The sequence below is a fragment of the Nitrospirillum pindoramense genome (genome assembly GCF_007827955.1).
GTDB classification, from domain to species: domain Bacteria; phylum Pseudomonadota; class Alphaproteobacteria; order Azospirillales; family Azospirillaceae; genus Nitrospirillum; species Nitrospirillum amazonense_B.
In genome coordinates, this window is sequence record NZ_VITR01000002.1 from 157,437 (window position 1) to 179,286 (window position 21,850).

Here is a 21,850-nt window from a genome sequence, read left to right on the forward strand (position 1 = left end):
CCCCGGCATCACGTGTGAGAGGGACCCTTGCGTCTGACCGATCTGATGGCATCGCGCACCGAAATCGCCGTATCGGCGCTGGCCCTGGAACGGGACCCCGAGATCACCGGCCTGACCGCGGACAGCCGCGCCGTCAAGCCGGGCATGCTGTTCGCCGCCATGCCGGGCAGCGCCCGCGATGGCCGGGACTTCATACCCCAGGCGGTGGCCGCCGGCGCCGTGGCCGTGCTGGCGCCCAAGGGCACCACGCTGCCTGAAAACCTGCCCCATCCCGTCAGCCTGATCGAGGACGCCAACCCCCGGCGGCGCTTCGCCCTACTGGCGGCGGCCTTCTACAAGCGCCAGCCCGCCACCATCGCCGCCGTCACCGGCACCAACGGCAAGACCTCAACCGCGCAGTTCACCCGCCAGCTGTGGTCCCTGCAGGGGCACCAGGCCGGCGCCATGGGCACCCTGGGCCTCATCGCCCCCGGCTTCCCGCGGGAGGACAGCCTGACCACGCCCGACCCGGTGGCCCTGCACAGCACGCTGTCGCGCCTGGCCGAGGGCGGCATCACCCATCTGGCGATGGAGGCCAGCAGCCACGGCCTGGACCAGTTCCGCCTGGATGGCGTGCTGGTCACCGTGGGCGGCTTCACCAACCTGACCCGTGACCACCTGGACTATCACGGCACCATGGAGGCCTACTTCAAGGCCAAGGCCATGCTGTTCGACCGCGTGATGCCGCGCGGGGCCACGGCCGTGGTCAATGCCGACATTCCGGAATTCCAGGCCCTGGCCGACCTGACCCGCGCCCGCAAGCAGACCCTGATCGGCTTTGGCGAGCGGGGCCGCGAGCTGGCGGTGACGGCCCTGCGCCCCCTGCCCCAGGGCCAGGCCCTGACCCTGGAGGTCATGGGCACCCGCCACGACATCGTCCTGCCGCTGGTCGGCCGCTTCCAGGTGTGGAACGCGTTGTGCGCGCTGGGCATGGTCATCGGCAGCGGTGCCGAACCCCAGGCAGCCGCCGGCCTGCTGTCGCAGCTGGACGGCGTGCGCGGCCGGCTGGAACTGGTGGCGACGCTGGACAACGGCGCCGCCGTCTATGTCGATTACGCCCACACGCCCGACGGGCTGGAGACGGTGCTGAACAGCCTGCGGCCGCATGCCGAGGGCCGCCTGTCCGTCGTCTTCGGCTGCGGCGGCGACCGGGACCGGGGCAAGCGCCCCATGATGGGGGCCATCGCCGCCCGCCTGGCCGACCGCGTCATCGTCACCGACGACAATCCGCGCACGGAAATTCCCGGCGCCATCCGGGCCGAGGTGCTGGCCGGCTGCCCCGGCGCCACCGAGGTGGACGACCGCGCCGCCGCCATCGCGCTGGCCATCGGCGAGCTGAAGGCCGGCGACGTGCTGGTCATCGCCGGCAAGGGCCATGAACAGGGCCAGATCGTGGGCAAGGAAGTGCGTCCGTTCGACGACGCCGCCGTCGCCCGTGGCGTGCTGGGCCTCACTGGCGGAACAGACCAGGGAGGGCAGGCATGACCCCGCCCCCCACCAGCAAAGTGCTGTGGACGGCGGCCGATGCCGCCGCCGCCGCCAACGGGCGCGCGCTGGGCGCCGATTGGGCCGCCACCGGCGTGTCCATCAACACCCGCACCCTGAAGCCCGGCGACCTGTTCGTGGCGCTGAAGGGCCCCAACTTCGACGGCCACGCCTTCGTCGCGGTGGCCTTGCAGCGCGGGGCCGCCGCCTGCCTGGTAAGCCAGGTGCCGGAGGGCGTGCCGGCGGACGCCCCGCTGCTGCTGGTGGATGATACCCAGGCGGCGCTGGAAGATTTGGCGCGGGTGGCGCGGCTGAACGCCACCGCCAAGATCATCGCGGTCACCGGGTCCGTCGGCAAGACCAGCGCCAAGGAGTTCCTGCGCACCGCGCTCGGCGCGCTGGGGCCCACCTTCGCCACCGAAGGCAACCTGAACAACCATCTGGGCGTGCCCCTGTCGCTGGCCAGCCTGCCGTCCGATGCGCGCTATGGCGTGTTCGAGATGGGCATGAACCATGCGGGGGAGATCGGCCCGCTGTCGCGCATGGCGCGGCCGGACATCGCCATCATCACCACGGTCGAGGCGGTGCACCTGGAGTTCTTCGCGTCCATCGAAGGCATCGCCGACGCCAAGGCCGAGATTTTCGAGGGCATGTCGCGCCAGGGCACGGCCATCCTGAACCGGGACAACCCGCAATACGCCCGCCTGCTGGCCGCCGCCCGCACCCAGGGCGTGGGCCAGGTGCTGAGCTTCGGCGCCACCGCCGGGGCCGACGCCCGCCTGATTGACCTGGATCTGGGCCCGACCGGCAGCGACGTGACCGCCGAAATCCAGGGCGAGGTCATCCGCTATACCCTGGCCGTGCCCGGCCGCCACCAGGCGCTGAACAGCCTGGCCGTGCTGCTGGCCGTGGCCGCGGCGGGGGGGGACGTCACCGTCGCCGCCCAGGCCCTGGCCACCCTGGCCCCGGTGAAGGGCCGGGGTGTGCGCCAGAGCGTGCCGCTGCCCGCCACGCCCCATGGCGGCGGCAGCCTGACCCTGATCGATGAAAGCTACAACGCCAGCCCCGTATCGGTGGCGGCCTCGGCATCCGTGCTGGGCCAGGCCCAGCCGGGTCCGGGCGGCCGGCGCATCGCGGTGCTGGGCGACATGCTGGAGCTGGGCACCGATGCCCCCGCGCTGCATGCCGGCTTGGCCGAGCCCCTGGTCAGCGCCGACGTGCGGCTGGTCTTCACCTGCGGCCCCCTCATGCGCCACCTGTTCAACCGCCTGCCGGCCGACCGCCGGGGCGCCCACGCCGACAGCAGCGCCGAGCTGGCCCCCCTGGTGGGGGCCGCCGTGCGCGCCGGCGACATCGTCATGGTCAAGGGGTCCGCCGGCAGCCGCATGGCGCTGGTGGTCGACGCCCTGAAAGCCCTGGATACTCCGCCTCCGCCCCCCTCACCCGCCGTCTCCGGGAGCTAAGACCCGTCCCATGTTGTTCAATTTGCTGTTCCCGCTGGCCGACGACTTCCAGCTTTTCAATCTGTTCCGGTACATCACGTTCCGGACGGGCGGGGCCATGCTGACGGCGCTGATCATCAGTTTCCTGATCGGCCCGGGGGTTATCCGCTGGCTGAAGTCCATGCAGGGCGCGGGACAGCCCATCCGCACCGACGGGCCGGAGACGCACCTAAAGAAGAAGGGCACGCCCACCATGGGCGGCCTGATGATCATGATCTCGGTCCTGATCTCCACCGTGCTGTGGGTGGACGTCACCAACGCCTATACCTGGATCGTGCTGCTGGTGACCGTGGGCTTCGGCCTGGTGGGCTTCGGCGACGACTTCCTGAAGCTGACCAAGCGCAACACCAAGGGCCTGTCCGGCCGGGGCAAGATGGTGGCCATGATCGTGGTCTCCGGTGTGGCCACCGCCTGGTACCTGCATGTGGCGCAGAGCCCGCTGGACACCAGCCTGGCCGTGCCGTTCCTGAAGGACGTGCTGGTCCCCCTGGGCTTCCTGTTCGGGCCCTGGGCGGTGTTCGTCATCGTGGGCTCCAGCCATTCCGTGAACCTGACAGACGGCCTGGACGGCCTGGCCATCGTGCCCATCATGATCGCCGCCGCCAGCTTCGGCCTGATCGCCTACCTGTCGGGCAACGCCGTCTTCGCCAACTACCTGCAGATCCACCACGTGCCGGGCACGGGTGAACTGGCGGTGTTCTGTGGCGCCCTGGTGGGCGCCGGCCTGGGCTTCCTGTGGTTCAACGCGCCGCCGGCCATGGTGTTCATGGGCGACACGGGGTCGCTGGCCATGGGTGGTGCCTTGGGCACCGTCGCCATCATCACCAAGCATGAGCTGGTGCTGGCCATCATCGGCGGGCTGTTCGTGCTGGAGACGGTGTCGGTCATCGTGCAGGTCGCCAGCTTCAAGCTGACGGGCAAACGGGTGTTCCGCATGGCGCCGCTGCATCACCATTTCGAGAAAAAGGGCTGGTCGGAGCCCACCGTCGTCATCCGGTTCTGGATCATCGCCGTCATCCTGGCCCTGGCCGGCCTGTCCACCCTGAAGCTGCGTTAAGCCCCCATGTCCCAGCCCATCCTCCTCCCCTCCTTCAAAGGCCGCCGCGTGGCGGTGATGGGCTTGGCGCGCTCCGGTTTGGCGGCAGCGCGCGTGCTGGCCGCCAGCGGGGCGGAGGTTCTGGCCTGGGACGACGGCGCCGGGGGCCAGAAGGCGGCGGAGGCCGCCGGCATCCCCCTGACCAACCTGCATGAGGCTGATCTTTCGGGTGTCGCGGCCCTGGTGCTGTCGCCCGGCATTCCCCACACCTTCCCGGCGCCGCACCCAGTGGCGGCGCGGGCCAAGGCGGCCGGCGTGCCCATCATCGGCGATGTGGAGCTGCTGCGCCTGGCCCAGCCGGACGCCGCCTACGTCGGCATCACCGGCACCAACGGCAAGTCCACCACCACCGCCCTGACCGGCCATATCCTGGCCCATGCCGGCCGCACCCTGGCCGTGGGCGGCAACCTGGGCATCCCCGTCCTGACTTTCCCGGCACTCGGTGCCCCCAACAACCCCAGGGGCGACGTCTATGTGCTGGAGATGTCAAGCTATCAACTGGAACTGACGCCCTCCCTGGGCTTCGACGCCGCCGTCCTGCTGAACATCACGCCCGACCATTTGGACCGCCACGGCGGCATGGATGGCTACATCGCCGCCAAGCGCCTGATCTTCCAGCCGGGCGCCCGCGATCCGTCCAAGCCCCCGGCCGTCGCCATCCTGGGGGTGGATGAGCCCAACACCGCCGCCATGGCCGACAGCCTGGAGTCGGAGGAGGGGCGCAAAGTCATCCGCATTTCATCGGAACGCGCGGTGCCGGGCGGCGTTCACGCCGCCGATGGCGTGCTGGTGGACGATACCGAGGGACAAGCCTGGACCGTGGTCGACCTGCGCCAGTGCGCGGCCCTGCCCGGCCGCCACAACTGGCAGAACGCCTGCGCCGCCTATGCCGCCACCCGCGCCGTGGGCGTGCCGCCCGAGGTGATCGCCGAGGCGATGCGCACCTTCCCCGGCCTGGTGCATCGCCAGCAGACCATCGCCACCCTCGACGGCATCCGCTTCGTCAACGACAGCAAGGCCACCAACGCCGACGCGGCGTCCAAGGCCCTGGGCTGCTACGAGGACATGTACTGGATCGTCGGCGGCAAGGCCAAGGAGGGCGGGCTCAGCGGCCTGGAACCCTTCATGGGTCGGGTGCGCCACGCCTTCCTGATTGGTGAGGCGACGGAGGAATTCGCCCCCTGGCTGGAGGGCAAGGTCAGCTATGGCCGCTACGGCACGCTGGATCAGGCGGTACCCGCCGCCTACGCCCTGGCGAAACAGGCCGGCGGCGGCACGGTGCTGCTGTCCCCCGCCTGCGCCAGCTTTGACCAATATCCCAACTTCGAGGTGCGGGGCGACGCCTTCGTCCGCATCGTGCGCCAATTGGCCGACCAGTTGGAAGACGGAAAGGACGGGGCGTCATGATCACGCTGTCGCGTACCGACCAATCCGTCATCGGCCGCTGGTGGTGGACCGTCGACCGCTGGACCCTGGCCACCGTCTTCCTCATCGCCACCATCGGCGTGGTGCTGATCCAGGCCGCCAGCCCGCCGGTGGCGGAACGCATCGGCCTGGATAACTTCCACTTCATCCAGCATCACGTGATGATGCTGATCCCCACCCTGATCATCATGGTGGGCGTGTCGCTGCTGTCACCCAAAGGCGTGCGGCGCATGGCGATGATCCTGTTCCTGCTGTCGCTGGCGGGGGTGGCCCTGACCCTGGTGTCGGGTGTGCAGATCAAGGGCGCGACGCGCTGGATCCACCTGCCTGGCCTGTCGGTCCAGCCGTCGGAATTCATCAAGCCCGCCTTCGCCGTGGTGGCCGCCTGGCTGTTCGCCCAGGCCCGGCACACCAACAACGTGGTCTATTTCGGCGTCTGCATCATCTTCTACCTGATGATCGTGGCCCTGCTGCTGATGCAGCCGGACCTGGGCATGACCTTCGTGGTCAGCGCCGTGTGGTTCGGCCAGTTCTTCATCGCCGGCCTGCCCATCCTGCTGGTGGCGGTGCTGGTGGTGTGCGGCCTGTCCGGCCTGGTCGGCGCCTACTTCCTGTTCCCGCACGTGCAGAGCCGCGTGAACCGCTTCCTTGATCCCGCCGCCGGCGACAACTACCAGGTCCAGCGCGCCCTGGACGCGTTCCAGCATGGCGGCCTGTGGGGCACCGGCCCCGGCCAGGGCACCGTCAAGATGACCATCCCCGACGCCCATGCCGACTTCATCTTCGCCGTGGCGGGGGAGGAACTGGGCATGCTGTGGTGCCTGTTCATCGTGCTGCTGTTCGGCGTGGTGGTGATGCGCAGCTTCGCCCGGGCGTACAGCGAGCAGAGCCTGTTCGTCATGCTGGGCGCCGCCGGCCTGGCCATGCAGTTCGGCCTGCAGGCCTGCATCAACATGGCCTCCAGCCTGCACATGATGCCGACCAAGGGCATGACCCTGCCCTTCATCAGCTACGGCGGCTCCTCCCTCATCGCGCTGGGCATCGGCGTCGGCATGCTGCTGGCCCTGACCCGCAAGCGCTTCGGCCAGGGGGACTTGCCATGACCCAGCAGCAGCCCCCCACGGGCCCGATCGTCCTGGCGGCTGGCGGCACCGGCGGCCACCTGTTCCCGGCGGAGGCGCTGGCCAGGGCGCTGCGCGCCCGGGGCCATGCCGTGGTGCTGGTGACCGACACGCGCGGCCACGCCTTTGGCGAGGGGCTGGCGGATATCCCGGTGCACCGGGTGAGCGCCGGCACGCCCGGCCGTGGCCTGGCATCCAAGGCGCGCACCGCCCTGTCGCTGCTGGCCGGCGCCATGCAGGCCCGCCGCATCCTGAAGACCCTGAAGCCCGCCGTGGTGGTGGGCTTCGGCGGCTATCCCTCCGTCCCCACGGTGTTCGCGGCCCAGCGCCTGGGCCTGCCGGTCGTGCTGCATGAGCAGAACGCCGTGATGGGCCGGGCCAACAAGCTACTGGCCGGCGGCGCCCGCCTGATCGCCACCTCCTTTCCCCAGGTCAGCGGCCTGCCGCGCCATGTGGCAACCGTGCGCACCGGTAACCCCGTGCGCCCCGCCATCCTGGACCTGGCCGGCCGCCCCTACACCGCCCCCACCAGCACCCTGTCCATCCTGGTGACCGGGGGCAGCCAGGGCGCTTCCGTCTTCAGCACCATCCTGCCCGCCGCTGTCGCCCGACTGTCGCCGGAGCATCGCCTGCGCCTGAGCATCAAGCAGCAGGCCCGGCCGGAAACGATGGAGCAGGCGCGGGAGGGGTACGCCGGCCTGGGCGTGGATGTCGAACTGGCCCCCTTCTTCCGCGATATGGCCGGTCGGCTGGATGCCTGCCACGTAGCCATTTGCCGTTCCGGTGCCGGAACGGTGGCGGAATTGGCGGTGGCCGGCCGCCCGGCCATCCTGGTGCCCTACCCCCAGGCCATGGACGACCACCAGACCGCCAACGCCAAGTCCCTGGTGGAGGCTGGCGGCGCCTGGCTGATGCCGCATGCCCAGTTCACGGCGGAAGCGCTGGCCGATCGCCTGGCCGCTTTCCTGGACGACCCGGCGCCGCTGGCCCTGGCGGCGGCCGGCGCCCGGTCCTTCGCCATCCCGGACGCGGCCGAGCGCCTGGCCGACGCCGTGCTGGAAACGGCCCAGAACAGGAGGGCCGCCGCATGAGCCCCCCTCGTAAGACAGGCTTCCCTCCCGCGGCACCGTTCGCCTATGGTCCCGCCGCCCCGGGGCCGGCCCGGGCGCAATCCCCCTATCGCAGCGGAGACGGCCAATGAGGGCGATGCCCCTGTCCATCGGCACCATTCATTTCGTGGGCATCGGCGGCATCGGCATGTCCGGCATCGCCGAGGTGCTGCACAATCTGGGCTATTCCGTCCAGGGCAGCGACCTGGCCGACAACTACAACGTCAAGCGCCTGCGCGACCTGGGCATTCCCGTGTCCATCGGTCAGCGGGCGGAGAATTTGGGCGACGCCGCCGTCGTCTGCATCTCCTCCGCCGTGAAGCGCGACAACCCCGAGGTCATGGCCGCCCGCGCGGCGCTGATCCCCGTGGTGCGGCGCGCCGAGATGCTGGCGGAGCTGATGCGCCTGAAGTGGTCGGTGGCCATCGCGGGCACGCACGGCAAGACCACCACCACCTCGCTTGTATCGGCCCTGCTGGACGGCGCCGGCTTCGACCCCACCATCATCAACGGCGGCATCATCAACGCCCTCGGCACCAACGCCAAGCTGGGCTCCGGCGACTGGATGGTGGTCGAGGCGGATGAAAGCGACGGCACCTTCACCAAGCTGCCGTCCACCATCGCCGTGGTCACCAACATCGATCCCGAGCACCTGGACTTCTACGGCACCTTCGACAAGGCGCGCGAGGCGTTCGACCAGTTCGTGCAGAACATCCCGTTCTACGGCTTCGCGGCGCTATGCATCGACCATCCCGAGGTGCAAGCCCTGATCAGCCGGGTGGACCGCCGCATCGTCACCTACGGCTTCAACCCCCAGGCCGATCTGCGCGCCACCAACCTGCAGACCACGGTGCAGGGCGCCTTCTACGACGTCGTCGTTTCCGACCGCGTGGCGGGGGAGGAGCGGACCATCACCGGCCTGCACCTGCCCATGTACGGCCTGCACAACGTGCAGAACTCCCTGGCCGCCATCGCCGTCGCCCTCAACATGGGCATCCGCGACGACAGCATCCGCCAGAGCCTGGCCAAGTTCAGCGGTGTGAAGCGCCGCTTCACCAAGACGGGGGAGAGCAACGGCATCGTCGTCATCGACGATTACGGCCACCACCCGGTGGAGATCGCCGCGGTGCTGAGCGCCGCCCGCACCGCCGGCACCGGCCGCACCATCGCCGTGGTCCAGCCCCACCGCTACACCCGCCTGCAGAGCCTGTTCGAGGAGTTCTGCACCTGCTTCAACGACGCCGACGCCGTCATCGTCGCCGATGTCTATGCCGCCGGTGAGACGCCCATCCCCGGTGTCGCCAAGGAGGCGCTGGTCGACGGCCTGCGCACCCACGGCCACCGCCACGCCCTGCCCCTGCCCTCGCCCGAGGCGCTGCCGTCCATGATCCGCGACATGGCGCGGCCGGGCGACCTGGTCGTCTGCCTGGGCGCCGGCAGCATCACCACCTGGGCCAACGCCCTGCCGGCGGAGCTGGACCGCCTGTTCGGCACCTCCATTCCCGGTTCGCATCATGGGGGGAGCCAGGGCTGACATGATGGCGGAACGGCGCACGATGGATGAAGGAGAGGTCAGCCGGGGCACCGCCCTGCTGCGCCGCCTGCCGACCGTGCGCGGCCGCCTGACGCCAGATGCGCCCCTGGGCCCCCTGACATGGTTCCGCGTGGGCGGCCCGGCCGACGTGCTGTTCCGCCCAGCGGACGAGGACGACCTGGCCCAATTCCTCGCCGGCTGCCCGGCCGACGTGCCGATCACCGTCATCGGTGTCGCCAGCAACCTGCTGGTCCGCGACGGCGGCGTGCGGGGCGTGGTCGTCCGCCTGGGCGGCAGCTTCGCCCAGGTTTCCGTCGAGGGTGACCGGGTCCACGCCGGCGCCGGCGCCCTGGACCTGACCGTGGCGCAGACGGCGCAGGCCGCCGGCCTGTCGGGGCTGGAGTTCCTGTCCGGCATCCCCGGCACCATCGGGGGCGCCATCCGCATGAACGGCGGCGCCTATGGCGGGGAAACGGTGGACGTGATCGAAAGCGCCGTGGGCATCGACCGCCAGGGCACCCGCCACGACTACAGCCGCGACGCGCTGCACCTGACCTACCGCCACTGCGGCGTGCCGGAGGACGTGATCTTCACCGCCGCCACCCTGCGCGGGACGGCCGGCGACAAAGCCGCCATCCAGACCCGCATGGAGGAGATCGCGGCCGCGCGCGCCGCCAGCCAGCCCGTGCGCGCCCGTACCGGCGGCTCCACCTTCGCCAACCCACCAGGGGAGAAGGCCTGGGCCCTGGTGGACAAGGCCGGCTGCCGCGGCCTGGTGGTGGGCGGCGCCCAGATGTCGGAAAAGCACGCCAATTTCATGCTGAACCTGGGCGACGCCACCGCGGCCGATATCGAGGCCCTGGGCGAGGAAGTGCGCCGCCGCGTCCTGGAAACCTCGGGCATCACCTTGCGCTGGGAAATCCGCCGCATCGGGGTGCCCTTGGACACGTGTGACACGCCTGCGAATCAGTCCTGAGCGGGTGCAGCAACCTCTGGAGCCCGAGTCGATTTTCGACCCATCCGGAGGACATAGGGAAAGACTAAGGGTAGTTATACCCCGGTTGCAGCGGCCTGGACATTTCAACGCTATAGCTAGCGGTTTTCAAAAAGAGGCGCCAAGAAACTCACAAAATGTTGCGTTTCCCAGCGGTTCTGCAAAGGTGGGCTATCCTCTAGGGATTGTGTCGCCTGGCTGAACCGCCTCAGCCGATAGGGAGCCGTTTGATGAGTGGTCACCAGCCTAAGCATGTCACCGTCCTGATGGGCGGGTGGTCTGCCGAGCGCGAGGTGTCGCTTGTCAGCGGCGCGTCCATCGTCACCGCCTTGGAATCCAAGGGATATGTCGTGCGCGCCGTGGATGTGCAGCGCGACCTGGCCGGCCTGCTGGCGGCCCTGACGCCCAAGCCGGACGTCGTTTTCAATGCCCTGCACGGGCGCGGCGGTGAGGACGGCATGATCCAGGGCGTCCTGGAATATCTGGGCGTGCCCTACACCCATTCCGGCGTCATGGCCTCCGCCGTCGCCATGGACAAGGCCATGACCAAGCGGGTGCTGGGCACCGTGGGCATGCCCATCGCCGAGGACGTCATCGCCACCCGCGAGGCGGTGCTGGTCGGCCACGTCATGGAACCGCCCTACGTCATCAAGCCGGTGGACGAAGGCTCCAGCGTCGGCGTGCGCATCGTCCATGCCGGCCACAACGGGCCGGCCGTCGAGGCGGAGCATTGGGTCTACGGCGACACCGTGATGGTGGAGAAGTTCATCCCCGGTCGGGAGTTGACCGTGGGTGTGGTGGGCGACCGCGCCCTGACCGTGACCGAGATCGTGGCCAGCACCGAGTTCTTCGACTACACGGCCAAGTACACCGAGGGCCACGCCGTCCACGTCTGCCCGGCCCAGATCCCGGCCGAGGTGGCGGAGGAGGCCAAGCGCCTGGCGCTGCTGGCCCACCAGACCCTGGGCTGCAGCGGCGTCAGCCGCAGCGACTTCCGCTGGGATGACGGCAAGCCCGGCGTCACCGGCCTCTGCTTCCTGGAAACCAACACCCAGCCGGGCTTCACGCCCCTGTCGCTGCTGCCGGAACAGGCGGCTTACGTTGGCCTCAGCTACGCCGACCTGTGCGGCTGGATTGTGGAGCACGCGGCATGCCACGGGTGACCCATCCCTCCAGCCCCGGGCTGTTCCCCGAGGGCGACACCCCGCGCAGCCGCATCGCGTACGAGACGCGGCGGACGACGCAGAAGGCCGCCCAGGCCGCCAACCGCCGCCGCGCCGTTCCGCGCTGGCAACAGTTCCTGGGCCGCCGGGCCACCATCATCGTGCCGCTGGCCCTGGTCGGCGGCCTTGCGCTTTGGGGCTGGGCCAGCGGCAAGCTGACCGCCGCCGGCAACGCCGTGGACGCCGCCTTCCTGGACATCACCGCCCGCGGCGGCCTGCAGGTGCAGGAAGTGCTGGTCAAGGGCCGCAAGGAAACCGACGGCGCCCAGGTCCTGGCGGCGCTGGGCGTAGAGCGCGGTTCGCCCATCCTGGGCTTCGACCCGCACGCGGCGCGCAAGCAGCTGGAGCAGATCCCCTGGATCGCCAGCGCCCGTATCGAGCGGCGCCTGCCCGACACCCTGTTCGTCGTGCTGACGGAACGCCAGCCCATGGCCATCTGGCAGCGCGAGCAGAAGCTGGCCCTGGTCGATGCCGAAGGCACGGTGCTGACCGACCACAATCTGGATCACTTCCCCAACCTGCCCATCCTGGTCGGCGAGGGTGCCCCCAAGCAGGGCCGTGCCCTGCTGGCGGCGCTGGCGTCCGAGCCCGCCATCCAGTCCCGCGTCGACGCCGCCGTGCTGGTGGGCGCCCGGCGCTGGGACCTGCACCTCAAGGGCGGGATGGAAGTGCGCCTGCCGGAATTGAATTACGACGCGGCCATCCATCAGCTGGCCGCCCTTGAAGCATCGGACAAGATTTTGGAACGCGATGTGGTCGCCATCGACCTGCGCGTGCCGGACCGGCTTGTTGTCCAGGCGTCGCCCGCCGCGATCGCGGCCAAAGCGGCGGCGAAGGCAGCGGACAAAAAGCGCCAGGCGGCCGCCCAGGCGGCGGCGAAGAAGAACTGAGGCGGACCAGACCATGGCATTCACCGTAACCGGCCGGTCCAAGCCCAAGCGCGTGGCGCGCGGCGGCACCATCGCGGCGCTCGACGTGGGCAGCAGCAAGGTCGTGTGCTTCATCGCCCGGGTGGAGGAGCCCGGGGCCATCCGCGTGGTCGGCATCGGCCACCAGGTGTCGCGCGGCGTGCGCGCCGGCGCCATCGTGGACATGGAGGCGGCGGAGACCGCCATCGGCACGGCCGTCCATGCCGCCGAGACCATGGCCGGCGAGCAGATCCGCGAGGTGCTGGTGGGCCTGTCCGGCGGCCAGCCGGAAAGCCAGACTCTGACGGTGGAAACGGGCATCTCGGGATCCGAGATCACCGACCATGATCTGCGCCGGGCGCTGGCCCATGCCCGCAACCTGAACGTCTCCGCCGACGCGGAGCTGATCCACTCCATCCCCGTGGGCTACACGGTGGACGGCTCCAGCGGCATCCGCGATCCCCGCGGCATGGTGGGGGAGAGGCTGGGCGTGCGCCTGCATGTGGTGACGGCGGCAGCCGGCCCGGTGCGCAACCTCAACTCATGCGTCGGCCGCTGCCACCTGGGTGTGGAAGGCTTCGTCATGTCCCCCTTCGCCGCAGGCCTGTCCTGCCTGGTGGAGGATGAGATGGACCTGGGCGTCACCCTGATCGACATGGGCGGTGGCACCACCAGCATCTCCGTCTTCTTCGACGGCAAGATGGTGTGGACGGACAGCGTGCCCATCGGCGGCAGCCATGTCACCAGCGACATCGCCCGGGGGCTGACCACGCCGCTGGCCCATGCGGAGCGGCTGAAGACCCTGTACGGCAGCGCCCTGCCCGCCCCATCGGACGAGCGCGAGATCATCGACGTGCCGCAGATCGGGGAAGAGGACCGGGCCCAGGCCCACCACGTCCCGAAGTCCCTGCTGGTCGGCATCATCCAGCCCCGGCTGGAGGAGGTGTTCGAGTTCGTGCGTGGCCGCCTGGACGCCTCGGGTTTCGCCAAGCTGGCCGGCCGCCGCGTGGTGCTGACCGGCGGCGCCAGCCAGCTGCCCGGCATGCGCGAGCTGGCCCAGCAGGTGCTGGACAAGCAGGTGCGGCTGGGCCGCCCCTTGCGCATCGGCGGCCTGGCGGAATCCGTGGGGGGCCCCGCCTTCTCCGCCGCCGCCGGCCTGCTGGCCTACGCCGTGCAACAACATGCCGAGGCCCCGGCCTTGGCCCCCTTGATGGAGCCCGCCGGCACCGGCTGGCTGGGCCGCATGGGCAACTGGCTGAGGGACAACTTATGACCCCGGCCATCTCCCTGCAGAAATTCAGGCCGCCCCCATCGCGCCCGTCCGCCAGGACGGGTCGATGTACCGGCCCCCGATCCGTCGGTCGAAGACCGAAACACACCAAAGACCTAACCGCACCGTATTCCGGACGCTCCGCAAAGGGGACAACGCCATGACCATCAAAGTCACCATTCCGCCGGTGGAAGTGCTGACCCGCCCGCGCATCACCGTGTTCGGTGTCGGCGGCGCCGGCGGCAACGCCGTCAACAACATGATCCGCTCCAACCTGGAAGGGGTGGAGTTCGTGGTCGCCAACACCGACGCGCAGGCGTTGACCGGCAGCGAGGCGACCAAGCGCCTGCAGCTGGGCAGCACCATCACCCGCGGCCTGGGCGCCGGCTCGCGCCCGGACGTGGGCCGGGCCGCCGCCGAGGAGCAGCTGGAGGAGATCCTCTCCTACCTGGAAGGCACCAACATGTGCTTCATCACCGCCGGCATGGGCGGTGGCACGGGCACGGGCGCCGCCCCGGTGATCGCGCGCGCCGCGCGGGAACAGGGCATCCTGACCGTGGGCGTGGTGACCAAGCCCTTCCACTTCGAAGGCGCGCACCGCATGCGCATCGCCGAATCCGGCATCAATGAGCTGGCCGGCTACGTTGACACGCTGATCATCATTCCCAACCAGAACCTGTTCCGGGTGGCGAATGAGAAGACCACGTTCGCCGACGCCTTCAAGATGGCCGACGACGTGCTGCACTCCGGCGTGCGCGGCGTGACCGACCTGATGGTCATGCCCGGCCTGATCAACCTGGACTTCGCCGACATCCGCACCGTGATGACGGAGATGGGCAAGGCCATGATGGGCACGGGCGAGGCCACCGGTGAGCGCCGGGCCGTGGAGGCCGCGGAGGCCGCCATCAGCAACCCACTGCTGGACGACGTGTCGATGAAGGGTGCCCGCGGCGTCCTGATCAACATCACCGGCGGCTACGACATGACCCTGTTCGAGGTGGATGAGGCGGCCAACCGCATCCGCGACGAGGTCGACCCCGACGCCAACATCATCTTCGGCTCCACCTTCGACGCCCAGTTGGATGGCAAGATGCGGGTGTCGGTCGTGGCCACGGGCATCGAGACCCTGGCCGGCCAGCAGCCGCGCCAGCAGCCGGCCGCTCCGCAATTGTCGGTCGTCAGCACCAGCGCCGTGCGCCGCGCCCCCGCCCCGGCGACCACGCCGTCGGTCAGCACGCCGGTGCGCCCCGCCACGGCCAGCTATCACTCCACGCTGACGCCGGCCCCGGTGGCGCCCACGGCCACGGCCTCCGCCCCGACCGCGCCGGCCGCAACGCCCGCCGCGGCCCCGGTCGCGGCCGCCGCCCCGGCGCCGCAGATGGCCGTATCCGCGCCGTCACCCTACAGCCCGGTTGAGACGACACCCGCGCCGGTCGCCGAGATGGGGCCGGAGCCGGTGGCCGAGCAGCCCGCCCCCCGTGCCGAGGTGCCGATGCGCGCGCCGGCCCCGGGTGCCCTGCGTGGCGAGCGCGGCGCCGGCGGCTTCATCCCGCCGCGTCCGGCCGATGCCGGTCCGCGCCTGGGTGCGCCCAACCCTGAGCGTTACGCACCGCCGCAGGCGGAGCCGCGCAAGAAGGGCATCTTCCAGCGCATGTTCGGCTTTGGCGGCGACGAGCCGGCCCCGGCCCCGCAGGTCCAGCACCCGCAGCCGATGCCGCGCCAGCCGGCCCCCGCCGCGCATTACACGCCGCAGCAGCATGCCCCGCAGGTCCAACATCAGCAGCCGGTGCAGCAGCACGCCCCGGCCCCGCAGATGGCACCCCGCCAACCCGCCCCCGCCGTCCACCAGGAGCCGGGCCTGGGCCGCGCTCCGGGCGAGGACAGCTCGCTGGACATCCCCGCTTTCCTGCGTCGCCAGGCGAACTGACCCTGGTGAATTGATGCCCGTCGTGTGACTGGCATCACTGCATTGCATCATGTCGAGGGCCGCCCCCCGCAGGGAAGCGGCCCTTTTCATTTGCGGCGAAAAGAAGGCGAAATTGCATTTGTGCTCAAGTAGATACGCATAGCGCCGCGTAACATTCGGTAACAAAGAGTGATTTGATGCCTGGCGCCTACGTTGTTACTTAGGCAGCGTGACGTTCCGCTTTGGATGCACCGCAACACGCGGTGAAAGCCAAGGCGGAGGGTCAAGCCCAAGGCGGCAAGGCGGCACGGTCGAAAATTAGACCGCAAGCCGGACCGGTCGCCGGACGTGGATGACAGGGCTCGCAGTCGCGATTGAGGCAGTCACGGTTGGACCGCCCGCTCCGTCCCTCCCCGTCCGAACCCAAGCCCCCAGGGATGAAACCTTGGGGCGAGCGTGATGCAGGAAAGGCCCCGGCCCATCCGTATCACGGCCGAATAAGGAAGTTGGAACCGTGTACGCCGATCGTGAACCCATCATCGCCGCCCGCCAGCAGACGCTGAAGGCCCCCATCAATTGCACCGGTGTCGGCCTGCATTCCGGCCTGCCCGTTGCCATGACGATGCGCCCGGCGCCGGTGAACACCGGCATCGTCTTCCGTCGGGTGGATCTGCTGCGCGGCGGCGCGACGGAGGCCCAGGCCACCGTCCCAGCCCGCTGGGACGCGGTGGTGGACACCCGCCTGTGCACGGTGGTGGCCAACGCCACCGGCGCGACGGTGGGCACGGTTGAGCATGTCATGTCGGCCCTGCGTGGCTGCGGCATCGACAACCTGGTCATCGACCTGGACGGCGCCGAAGTTCCCATCATGGACGGCAGCGCCGCCCCCTTCGTGTTCCTGATCGAATGCGCCGGCATCGCCCAGCAGGACGCCGCCCGCCGCGTCATCCGCGTGCTGCGCCCCGTGTCGGTGGTGGAGGGCGAGAAGGTCGCCACCCTGACCCCCGCCTCGGGCTCCAGCTTCGCGTTCGAGATCGACTTCGCCAGCGCCGCCGTGCGCCGCCAGGAAGGTTTCGTCCGGCTGGAAGCCGAAAGCTTCAAGGATGAGGTGGCCGAGGCCCGCACCTTCGGCTTCCTGCAGGAAGTGGACATGCTGCGCCGTGCCGGCCTGGCCCGGGGCGGTTCCATGGACAACGCCATTGTCATCGACGGCGACCGCGTCCTGAATGAGGGTGGCCTGCGCTTCGATGACGAGTTCGTGCGCCACAAGATCCTGGACGCCGTGGGCGACCTGTACATGGCGGGTCACGCCATCGTCGGTCACTACTCCGGCATCCGGTCGGGCCACGCCCTGAACAACAAGCTGCTGCATGCCCTGTTCGCCGACGCCTCCGCTTACGAGATCGTCGAAGAGGTGGATGCCGCCTTCGTTCCGGCCTGGGAGCGTCCGCGCCTGGCCGCCACCGCCTGATCCGTCATTACAGATCAGACGAAACCACGCCGTTCTCCGTCCGGCCAACAAGCACCAGAATCAAACAAACACCAATAACTGAGCCTCAAACGAAAAGGCCTCCTTCCCCATCTCGGGAAGAAGGCCTTTTCCGTTTCCGGCCGGGACTGCCCGGCCGCCAGGTCTGGATCGGCGCGCCCCTCACAGCATGGCATTGATGCACAGGGCCATGACGGCGGCGATGGACAGCATGCCGGCGGTCTCGACGATGGCGGACAGGCGGGCGGCGAAGCCGGTGGTGACGGCGGTTTCGGTGGCGGTGATGGCGGCGGTGGTCATGATCTTGGTCCCCTTTTGAATGATGATCGCTGGTCGGGCGATGGTCGGTTGGCAGGAAGTGGCGGGTCCGGCGGCGGTTACAGCATGGCGTTGATGCTGGCGGCGATCAGCAGGGCCACGGCCATCATGGCCACGCCCTCGACAACGGCGATGTCGGGCAACACCTTGAAAAAGCGGAAGGAAGCGGTGCGGCTGGAAGCGGCGAAGGCGGTCATTTCTGTCTCCATCGGTGCGTTGGTCGGTGATGTCCCTATAAAAGCAAGGGCCGTGCCAACTCATCGAAATGGCGGGAAGCCTGGGGTTTGAGCCTCCATCCACCACCTCCACGCCACGCGGCCGCCAGAATTTAGCCTCAATGGCAACTTAGTGTTAGAATGAACCACTTCGTTCCGTGCAGGAATGGACACTGTCCGATTACGGACACTCCCAGTGTTCACGGGCGGACGATGGCGTAGGACGCGCCAGGCTCCGCACAACAGACCTCCCTCGGAAGGGCTTATGCACCGATGCTTCAGGGAGAAAAGCGGGGCGTTTGGTTTTTCGAAGAGGGCCACTACGGCGGCGCCCAACCCTGACGCCCAAAAGCGAAAGGCCCTCTTCCCCAGCGGAAAGAAGGCCTTTTCGATTGTGCCGGAACCCCGGCCGGCGCGCCCCAATCCCAGCAGGGCGCGCGATTGATCAGCCTGGTCTCACAGCATGGCATTGATGCACAGGGCCATGACAGCGGCGATGGACAGCATGCCGGCGGTCTCGACGATGGCGGACAGGCGGGCGGCGAAGCCGGTGGTGACGGCGGTTTCGGTGGCGGTGATGGCGGCGGTGGTCATGATCTTGGTCCCCTTTTGAATGATGATCGCTGGTCGGGCGATGGTCGGTTGGCAGGAAGCAGCGGGTCTGACGGCGGTTACAGCATGGCGTTGATGCTGGCGGCGATCAGCAGGGCCACGGCCATCATGGCCACGCCCTCGACAACGGCGATGTCGGGCAACCCCTTGAAAAAACGGAAGGAAGCGGTGCGGCTGGAAGCGGTGAAGGCGGTCATTTCTGTCTCCATCGGTGCGTTGGTCGGTGATGTCCCTATATTAGCAAGGGGTGTGCCAACCATTCGAAATGGCGGAAATCCTGGGGTTTAGACCCTGTCGCCCCACACCCTCGCCACAGCATCGCCAGATTTTTGCCTTAATGACGATTTAGTGGCGATTTCAGATACCTCCCGCTGTGCGGTGACGAACACTGTCCGTATACGGACACCCCGCGCTGTCCGCCGGCGGACGCCACCGCCCAGCCCAAAAGCGAAAGGCCCTCTTCCACATTTGGGAAGAAGGCCTTTTCGTTTGCGCCGGAACCCCGGCCAGCGCGCCCCATCACGGCAGGGCGCGCGGATTATTCAGCGGTGTCACAGCATGGCGTTGATGCACAGCGCGATGATGGCGGCGACACCCAGCATGCCGGCGACCTCAACCAGACCGGTCATGCGGCTCATCAGGTTAGGGGTGGCGGTGCGGCTAGCGGTATGGCTGGTCGTGATGGTGGTCATAATGGCTATCCCCTTCTCTTCTGGCGGGCCGCGGGTCGGGCGGCGGTTGAACGGTGATCGGTCAGGCTTACAGCATGGCGTTGATGCAGAGCGCGATGACGGCGGCGACGCCCAGCATGCCGGCGGTTTCGACCAGGCCGGTCAGGCGACTCATCAGGCCAGGGACGACAGTACGGCGGGCGGCGGCGCGACGGGGGACGGTCAGGATGGTCATGATGGCGTTTCCCTTCGGTCAAGCTGTCTGGATCAAAGCATCGCGTTGACGCTGACGCTGATCACCAGCGCCACGGCCAGCATGGCGACGGACTCGATGAGGTCGGTGCTGGGCAAGTACTTGAAAAAGCGGAAGGAAGCGGTGCGGGGCGCGGCGGTGAAGGACGACATGTTTTTCTCCATCGGAGGCGGTTGGTGAGGATGACCCCTTATCAGCAAGGGGTGTGCCAACCGCCGAAACCCGCGGATTTCCGTCGGTCACGGCTTAAGGTTTATGGGTCATTGACTAGCGGTCGCCACTAAATGGCCGCATTCGCCACATTTGGCAAATACGGCTACCATTTCAGCGTACGGAATCGCCCACTGTCCGCAAACGGACAGTTTTATCGTCCGCCGCTGGACATCGGCACCGCTCAGGCGCCGAACCACACCTTGGTATCGAGATAGCGGGAGGCCAGGAAACGATAGAGGCGGCCGATCTCCAGCATCGCCTCGTCCTTGGCCGGATCCACGGACTTCCAGCGCTGGGGAATGTCCTCCCAGGCCAGGGTTTCGAAGTGCAGGTTGTCGCGGTGACGGCGCAGCATGGCGACCGTGCCGTCGAACTGCTTCAGCGCGGCCACGGCTTCGCCGGTCCCGGCCTCCACCTCATCGAACCAGCCGCGGTATTTGTCCACCGGCACCTTCAGCAGGGACTGGATGCGCCGCAGCTGGTGGTCCAGCTCCCGGTCACCGCGCGCCAGCTTCTGCATCTCGCGCAGCTTGCGGCCGATGTCGAACACGGGCTTGAAGTACTCCCGCAGCGCCTCGAGGAAGGCCAGCTCATTGGCCAGTACCTCCACCCTGTCCACCACCTCCTGCTTGCGCTCCACCGCCAGGCCGACCAGAGCGGCGATCTCCGCCGCCTGCTCCCGCATGCGGCGCTTGGCTTCCTCGCTCTCATCCAGGGTGGCGGTGTCGCGCGCGCCGGCGATGGCCTTCAGCAGGGAGCCGCCGATCTTGAGGAAAGCCATGTCGCGGTGGCGGGGTTCAATGGACCAGCTGGCGCTGCCGTCCAGGATTTCCGACGGGATGCGGTCGCCATTATGGATGATGCGCACGAACTTCAGGCTTTGCGCGATCATGCCCAGCAACTGGCCGTCGCCGCTGTCGGGCGCGATGGCGAACATCTGCGACACTTGGCGCAAGGGTATGGCGCCCCGGGCGTCGCCCAGGTCGACCTGCAGCACCGGCTCACCGTGGCTGAGCGTGAAAAAGGAATTGGGCAGGCACAACGCCGGGTGCGCGAAGCGGAATTCCGTGACGTTGGGCTTGGCCGACTTGTCGAACATGGCGATGGGAAGCTGTCCTGGGAGGCGTTTTACGATAGCGTCCAAATAGTAAAGTGGAGATTGACGTATCGCACATCCAGCGCCATCGAACGCGCCTGTCGAGGCGAAAATGCCCCGCCAGGGCCAATCCTATACGCCCGTGTAGGGTGGGGGAACGGCATCCCCCCCTGTCGAGCGGACGGGTTTTTTGAAAAAATTCGCTGTTCGCCCGACAATGTGCCGCTTGGCGATGGGCGGGATGACCGTGCTATAACACGCCGTCGCGCATCCCGCCGCCTATTCCGCTCCGAGAAGATGCCCTTGTCCTTCCCTCGCATTGCCTTGTCGCCCCGTCGCCTCCGCCGCCTGGTCCCGCTCGCCGCCCCCGTGGCGCTGCTCGCGGTCGCGGCCTGCTCCAGCGATGAGAAGGAGGCGCCCTACATCGAGCGCCCGGTGGAGCAAATCTATTCCGAAGCCGGCAACGCCATCGACCGGGGCGAATACCAGAAGGCGGCCCTGCTGTTCGGTGCCGTGGAGCAGCAGCACCCCTACTCCACCTGGGCCATGCGCGCCGAGCTGATGGCGGCCTACGCCTATTACCAGGCCAACAAGTATGAAGAGGCCATCGGCTCGCTGGACCGCTTCATCAGCCTGCACCCCGGCAACCCCAACGTCGCCTACGCCTATTACCTGAAGGGCCTCTGCTATTATGAGCAGATCTCCGACGTGCGGCGCGACCAGACCCCGACCGTGCAGTCGCTGAAGGCCCTGGAAGAGGTGATCCGCCGCTTCCCCAACAGCCCCTACGCCCGCGACGCCAAGCTGAAGATCGACCTGACCCGCGACCATCTGGCGGGCAAGGAAATGGACATCGGCCGCTATTACCAGAGCGTGGGCCTGAACCTGGCCGCCATGAAGCGCTTCCGCCAGGTGGTGGACCAGTACCAGAGCACCAGCCATGTGCCGGAGGCCCTGCACCGCCTGGTGGAGGTCTACCTGTCCCTGGGCATGCTGGATGAGGCGCGCAAGGCCGCCGCCGTGCTGGGCTATAACTACCCGGGCAGCGACTGGTACCAGAACACCTACGACCTGATGAAGGATCTGCCCAAGCCGCGGATCATCCCGGTCAACCTGACCGCCAAGGCCCCGGCCGATGCCGTCGCCCCCACCGGCACTCCCCCGGCGGGCGTTCCGGCAGCGGGCGCTTCCGCCGTGGGTGCCGCCCCGGCGGCCGGCGCGACGCCGGCGGACCAAGCGGCCCCGGCGGCCGACAAGCCCGCCGACCAGAAGCCGACGGACGAGAAAGCCGACAAGCCCCGTCAGGAAGGCAAGAGCCGTGGCTTCTTGGGTTGGCTTTTCGGCGATTAAGCCCTAGAAAAATCATATCCC

The 21,850-nt window shown here is 68.6% G+C and carries 22 protein-coding genes; 14 read left to right on the plus strand and 8 right to left on the minus strand.

Annotated elements, in window-relative coordinates; all coding sequences use genetic code 11:
- Positions 1 to 27 precede the first annotated feature (27 nt).
- The 13 genes from FBZ90_RS03345 to lpxC all read left to right on the plus strand — a co-directional run bounded on the left by FBZ90_RS03345 (position 28) and on the right by lpxC (position 17,083).
- Entirely contained in the window at positions 28 to 1,524 is a 1,497-nt protein-coding gene (locus tag FBZ90_RS03345; RefSeq protein WP_338121696.1) for a UDP-N-acetylmuramoyl-L-alanyl-D-glutamate--2,6-diaminopimelate ligase, read from the plus strand.
- Positions 1,521 to 2,987, plus strand: a complete 1,467-nt coding sequence (locus FBZ90_RS03350) for a UDP-N-acetylmuramoylalanyl-D-glutamyl-2,6-diaminopimelate--D-alanyl-D-alanine ligase (protein ID WP_145729620.1) — start codon at positions 1,521 to 1,523, stop codon at positions 2,985 to 2,987. The genes FBZ90_RS03345 and FBZ90_RS03350 overlap by 4 nt, the downstream gene beginning before the upstream one ends.
- A 13-nt stretch (positions 2,988 to 3,000) precedes the next feature.
- Entirely contained in the window at positions 3,001 to 4,083 is a 1,083-nt protein-coding gene (mraY, locus tag FBZ90_RS03355; RefSeq protein WP_420872583.1) for a phospho-N-acetylmuramoyl-pentapeptide-transferase, read from the plus strand.
- 6 nt (positions 4,084 to 4,089) lie between these two features.
- Positions 4,090 to 5,529, plus strand: a complete 1,440-nt coding sequence (murD, locus tag FBZ90_RS03360) for a UDP-N-acetylmuramoyl-L-alanine--D-glutamate ligase (protein ID WP_145729622.1) — start codon at positions 4,090 to 4,092, stop codon at positions 5,527 to 5,529.
- Positions 5,526 to 6,650 carry an FtsW/RodA/SpoVE family cell cycle protein gene (locus FBZ90_RS03365; RefSeq protein WP_145729623.1) on the plus strand — a complete coding sequence of 375 codons (1,125 nt, stop codon included), beginning with the start codon at positions 5,526 to 5,528 and terminating at the stop codon, positions 6,648 to 6,650. Before murD ends, FBZ90_RS03365 begins: the two co-directional genes overlap by 4 nt.
- On the plus strand, positions 6,647 to 7,759 hold the full coding sequence (gene murG / locus FBZ90_RS03370) for an undecaprenyldiphospho-muramoylpentapeptide beta-N-acetylglucosaminyltransferase (protein WP_145729624.1): 1,113 nt from the start codon (positions 6,647 to 6,649) through the stop codon (positions 7,757 to 7,759). Before FBZ90_RS03365 ends, murG begins: the two co-directional genes overlap by 4 nt.
- Positions 7,760 to 7,865: 106 nt before the next feature.
- The gene (gene murC / locus FBZ90_RS03375; protein WP_145729625.1) at positions 7,866 to 9,311 is read left to right on the plus strand and encodes a UDP-N-acetylmuramate--L-alanine ligase; all 1,446 of its coding nucleotides are present in this window, start codon (positions 7,866 to 7,868) and stop codon (positions 9,309 to 9,311) included.
- A gap of 1 nt (position 9,312) precedes the next feature.
- Entirely contained in the window at positions 9,313 to 10,287 is a 975-nt protein-coding gene (gene murB / locus FBZ90_RS03380) for a UDP-N-acetylmuramate dehydrogenase (protein ID WP_338121697.1), read from the plus strand.
- Between the two features lie 248 nt (positions 10,288 to 10,535).
- The gene (locus tag FBZ90_RS03385) at positions 10,536 to 11,468 is read left to right on the plus strand and encodes a D-alanine--D-alanine ligase (RefSeq protein ID WP_145729626.1); all 933 of its coding nucleotides are present in this window, start codon (positions 10,536 to 10,538) and stop codon (positions 11,466 to 11,468) included.
- Entirely contained in the window at positions 11,456 to 12,418 is a 963-nt protein-coding gene (locus FBZ90_RS03390; protein WP_145729627.1) for a cell division protein FtsQ/DivIB, read from the plus strand. The genes FBZ90_RS03385 and FBZ90_RS03390 overlap by 13 nt, the downstream gene beginning before the upstream one ends.
- A gap of 13 nt (positions 12,419 to 12,431) precedes the next feature.
- Positions 12,432 to 13,709: a cell division protein FtsA gene (ftsA, locus tag FBZ90_RS03395; protein WP_145729628.1), complete on the plus strand. Its 1,278-nt coding sequence runs from the start codon at positions 12,432 to 12,434 to the stop codon at positions 13,707 to 13,709.
- A gap of 157 nt (positions 13,710 to 13,866) precedes the next feature.
- Positions 13,867 to 15,633, plus strand: a complete 1,767-nt coding sequence (gene ftsZ, locus FBZ90_RS03400) for a cell division protein FtsZ (protein ID WP_145729629.1) — start codon at positions 13,867 to 13,869, stop codon at positions 15,631 to 15,633.
- A gap of 493 nt (positions 15,634 to 16,126) precedes the next feature.
- The gene (lpxC, locus tag FBZ90_RS03405) at positions 16,127 to 17,083 is read left to right on the plus strand and encodes a UDP-3-O-acyl-N-acetylglucosamine deacetylase (RefSeq protein WP_145729630.1); all 957 of its coding nucleotides are present in this window, start codon (positions 16,127 to 16,129) and stop codon (positions 17,081 to 17,083) included.
- Between the two features lie 180 nt (positions 17,084 to 17,263).
- Here the strand turns inward: lpxC and FBZ90_RS27700 are convergent, their stop codons facing one another.
- From FBZ90_RS27700 to FBZ90_RS03410, 8 genes are all read right to left on the minus strand, one after another.
- Positions 17,264 to 17,401 carry a hypothetical protein gene (locus tag FBZ90_RS27700; protein WP_186455582.1) on the minus strand — a complete coding sequence of 46 codons (138 nt, stop codon included), beginning with the start codon at positions 17,399 to 17,401 and terminating at the stop codon, positions 17,264 to 17,266.
- Positions 17,402 to 17,478: 77 nt separating this feature from the next.
- Positions 17,479 to 17,616: a hypothetical protein gene (locus FBZ90_RS27705; protein ID WP_186455583.1), complete on the minus strand. Its 138-nt coding sequence runs from the start codon at positions 17,614 to 17,616 to the stop codon at positions 17,479 to 17,481.
- 474 nt (positions 17,617 to 18,090) lie between these two features.
- Entirely contained in the window at positions 18,091 to 18,228 is a 138-nt protein-coding gene (locus tag FBZ90_RS27710) for a hypothetical protein (RefSeq protein WP_186455582.1), read from the minus strand.
- Between the two features lie 77 nt (positions 18,229 to 18,305).
- On the minus strand, positions 18,306 to 18,443 hold the full coding sequence (locus FBZ90_RS27715; protein WP_186455584.1) for a hypothetical protein: 138 nt from the start codon (positions 18,441 to 18,443) through the stop codon (positions 18,306 to 18,308).
- A 354-nt stretch (positions 18,444 to 18,797) separates the two neighbouring features.
- Entirely contained in the window at positions 18,798 to 18,938 is a 141-nt protein-coding gene (locus tag FBZ90_RS27720; protein WP_186455585.1) for a hypothetical protein, read from the minus strand.
- 67 nt (positions 18,939 to 19,005) lie between these two features.
- Positions 19,006 to 19,152 carry a hypothetical protein gene (locus tag FBZ90_RS27725; RefSeq protein WP_186455586.1) on the minus strand — a complete coding sequence of 49 codons (147 nt, stop codon included), beginning with the start codon at positions 19,150 to 19,152 and terminating at the stop codon, positions 19,006 to 19,008.
- A gap of 32 nt (positions 19,153 to 19,184) precedes the next feature.
- On the minus strand, positions 19,185 to 19,322 hold the full coding sequence (locus FBZ90_RS27730; RefSeq protein WP_186455587.1) for a hypothetical protein: 138 nt from the start codon (positions 19,320 to 19,322) through the stop codon (positions 19,185 to 19,187).
- Positions 19,323 to 19,564: 242 nt separating this feature from the next.
- On the minus strand, positions 19,565 to 20,482 hold the full coding sequence (locus FBZ90_RS03410) for a hypothetical protein (RefSeq protein ID WP_145729631.1): 918 nt from the start codon (positions 20,480 to 20,482) through the stop codon (positions 19,565 to 19,567).
- 300 nt (positions 20,483 to 20,782) lie between these two features.
- Here FBZ90_RS03410 and FBZ90_RS03415 point away from each other — a divergent pair, with 300 nt between their 5' ends.
- A complete protein-coding gene (locus FBZ90_RS03415; protein WP_338121698.1) occupies positions 20,783 to 21,829 on the plus strand; it encodes an outer membrane protein assembly factor BamD in 1,047 nt (348 codons plus the stop codon).
- The last annotated feature ends 21 nt before the right edge of the window (positions 21,830 to 21,850 follow it).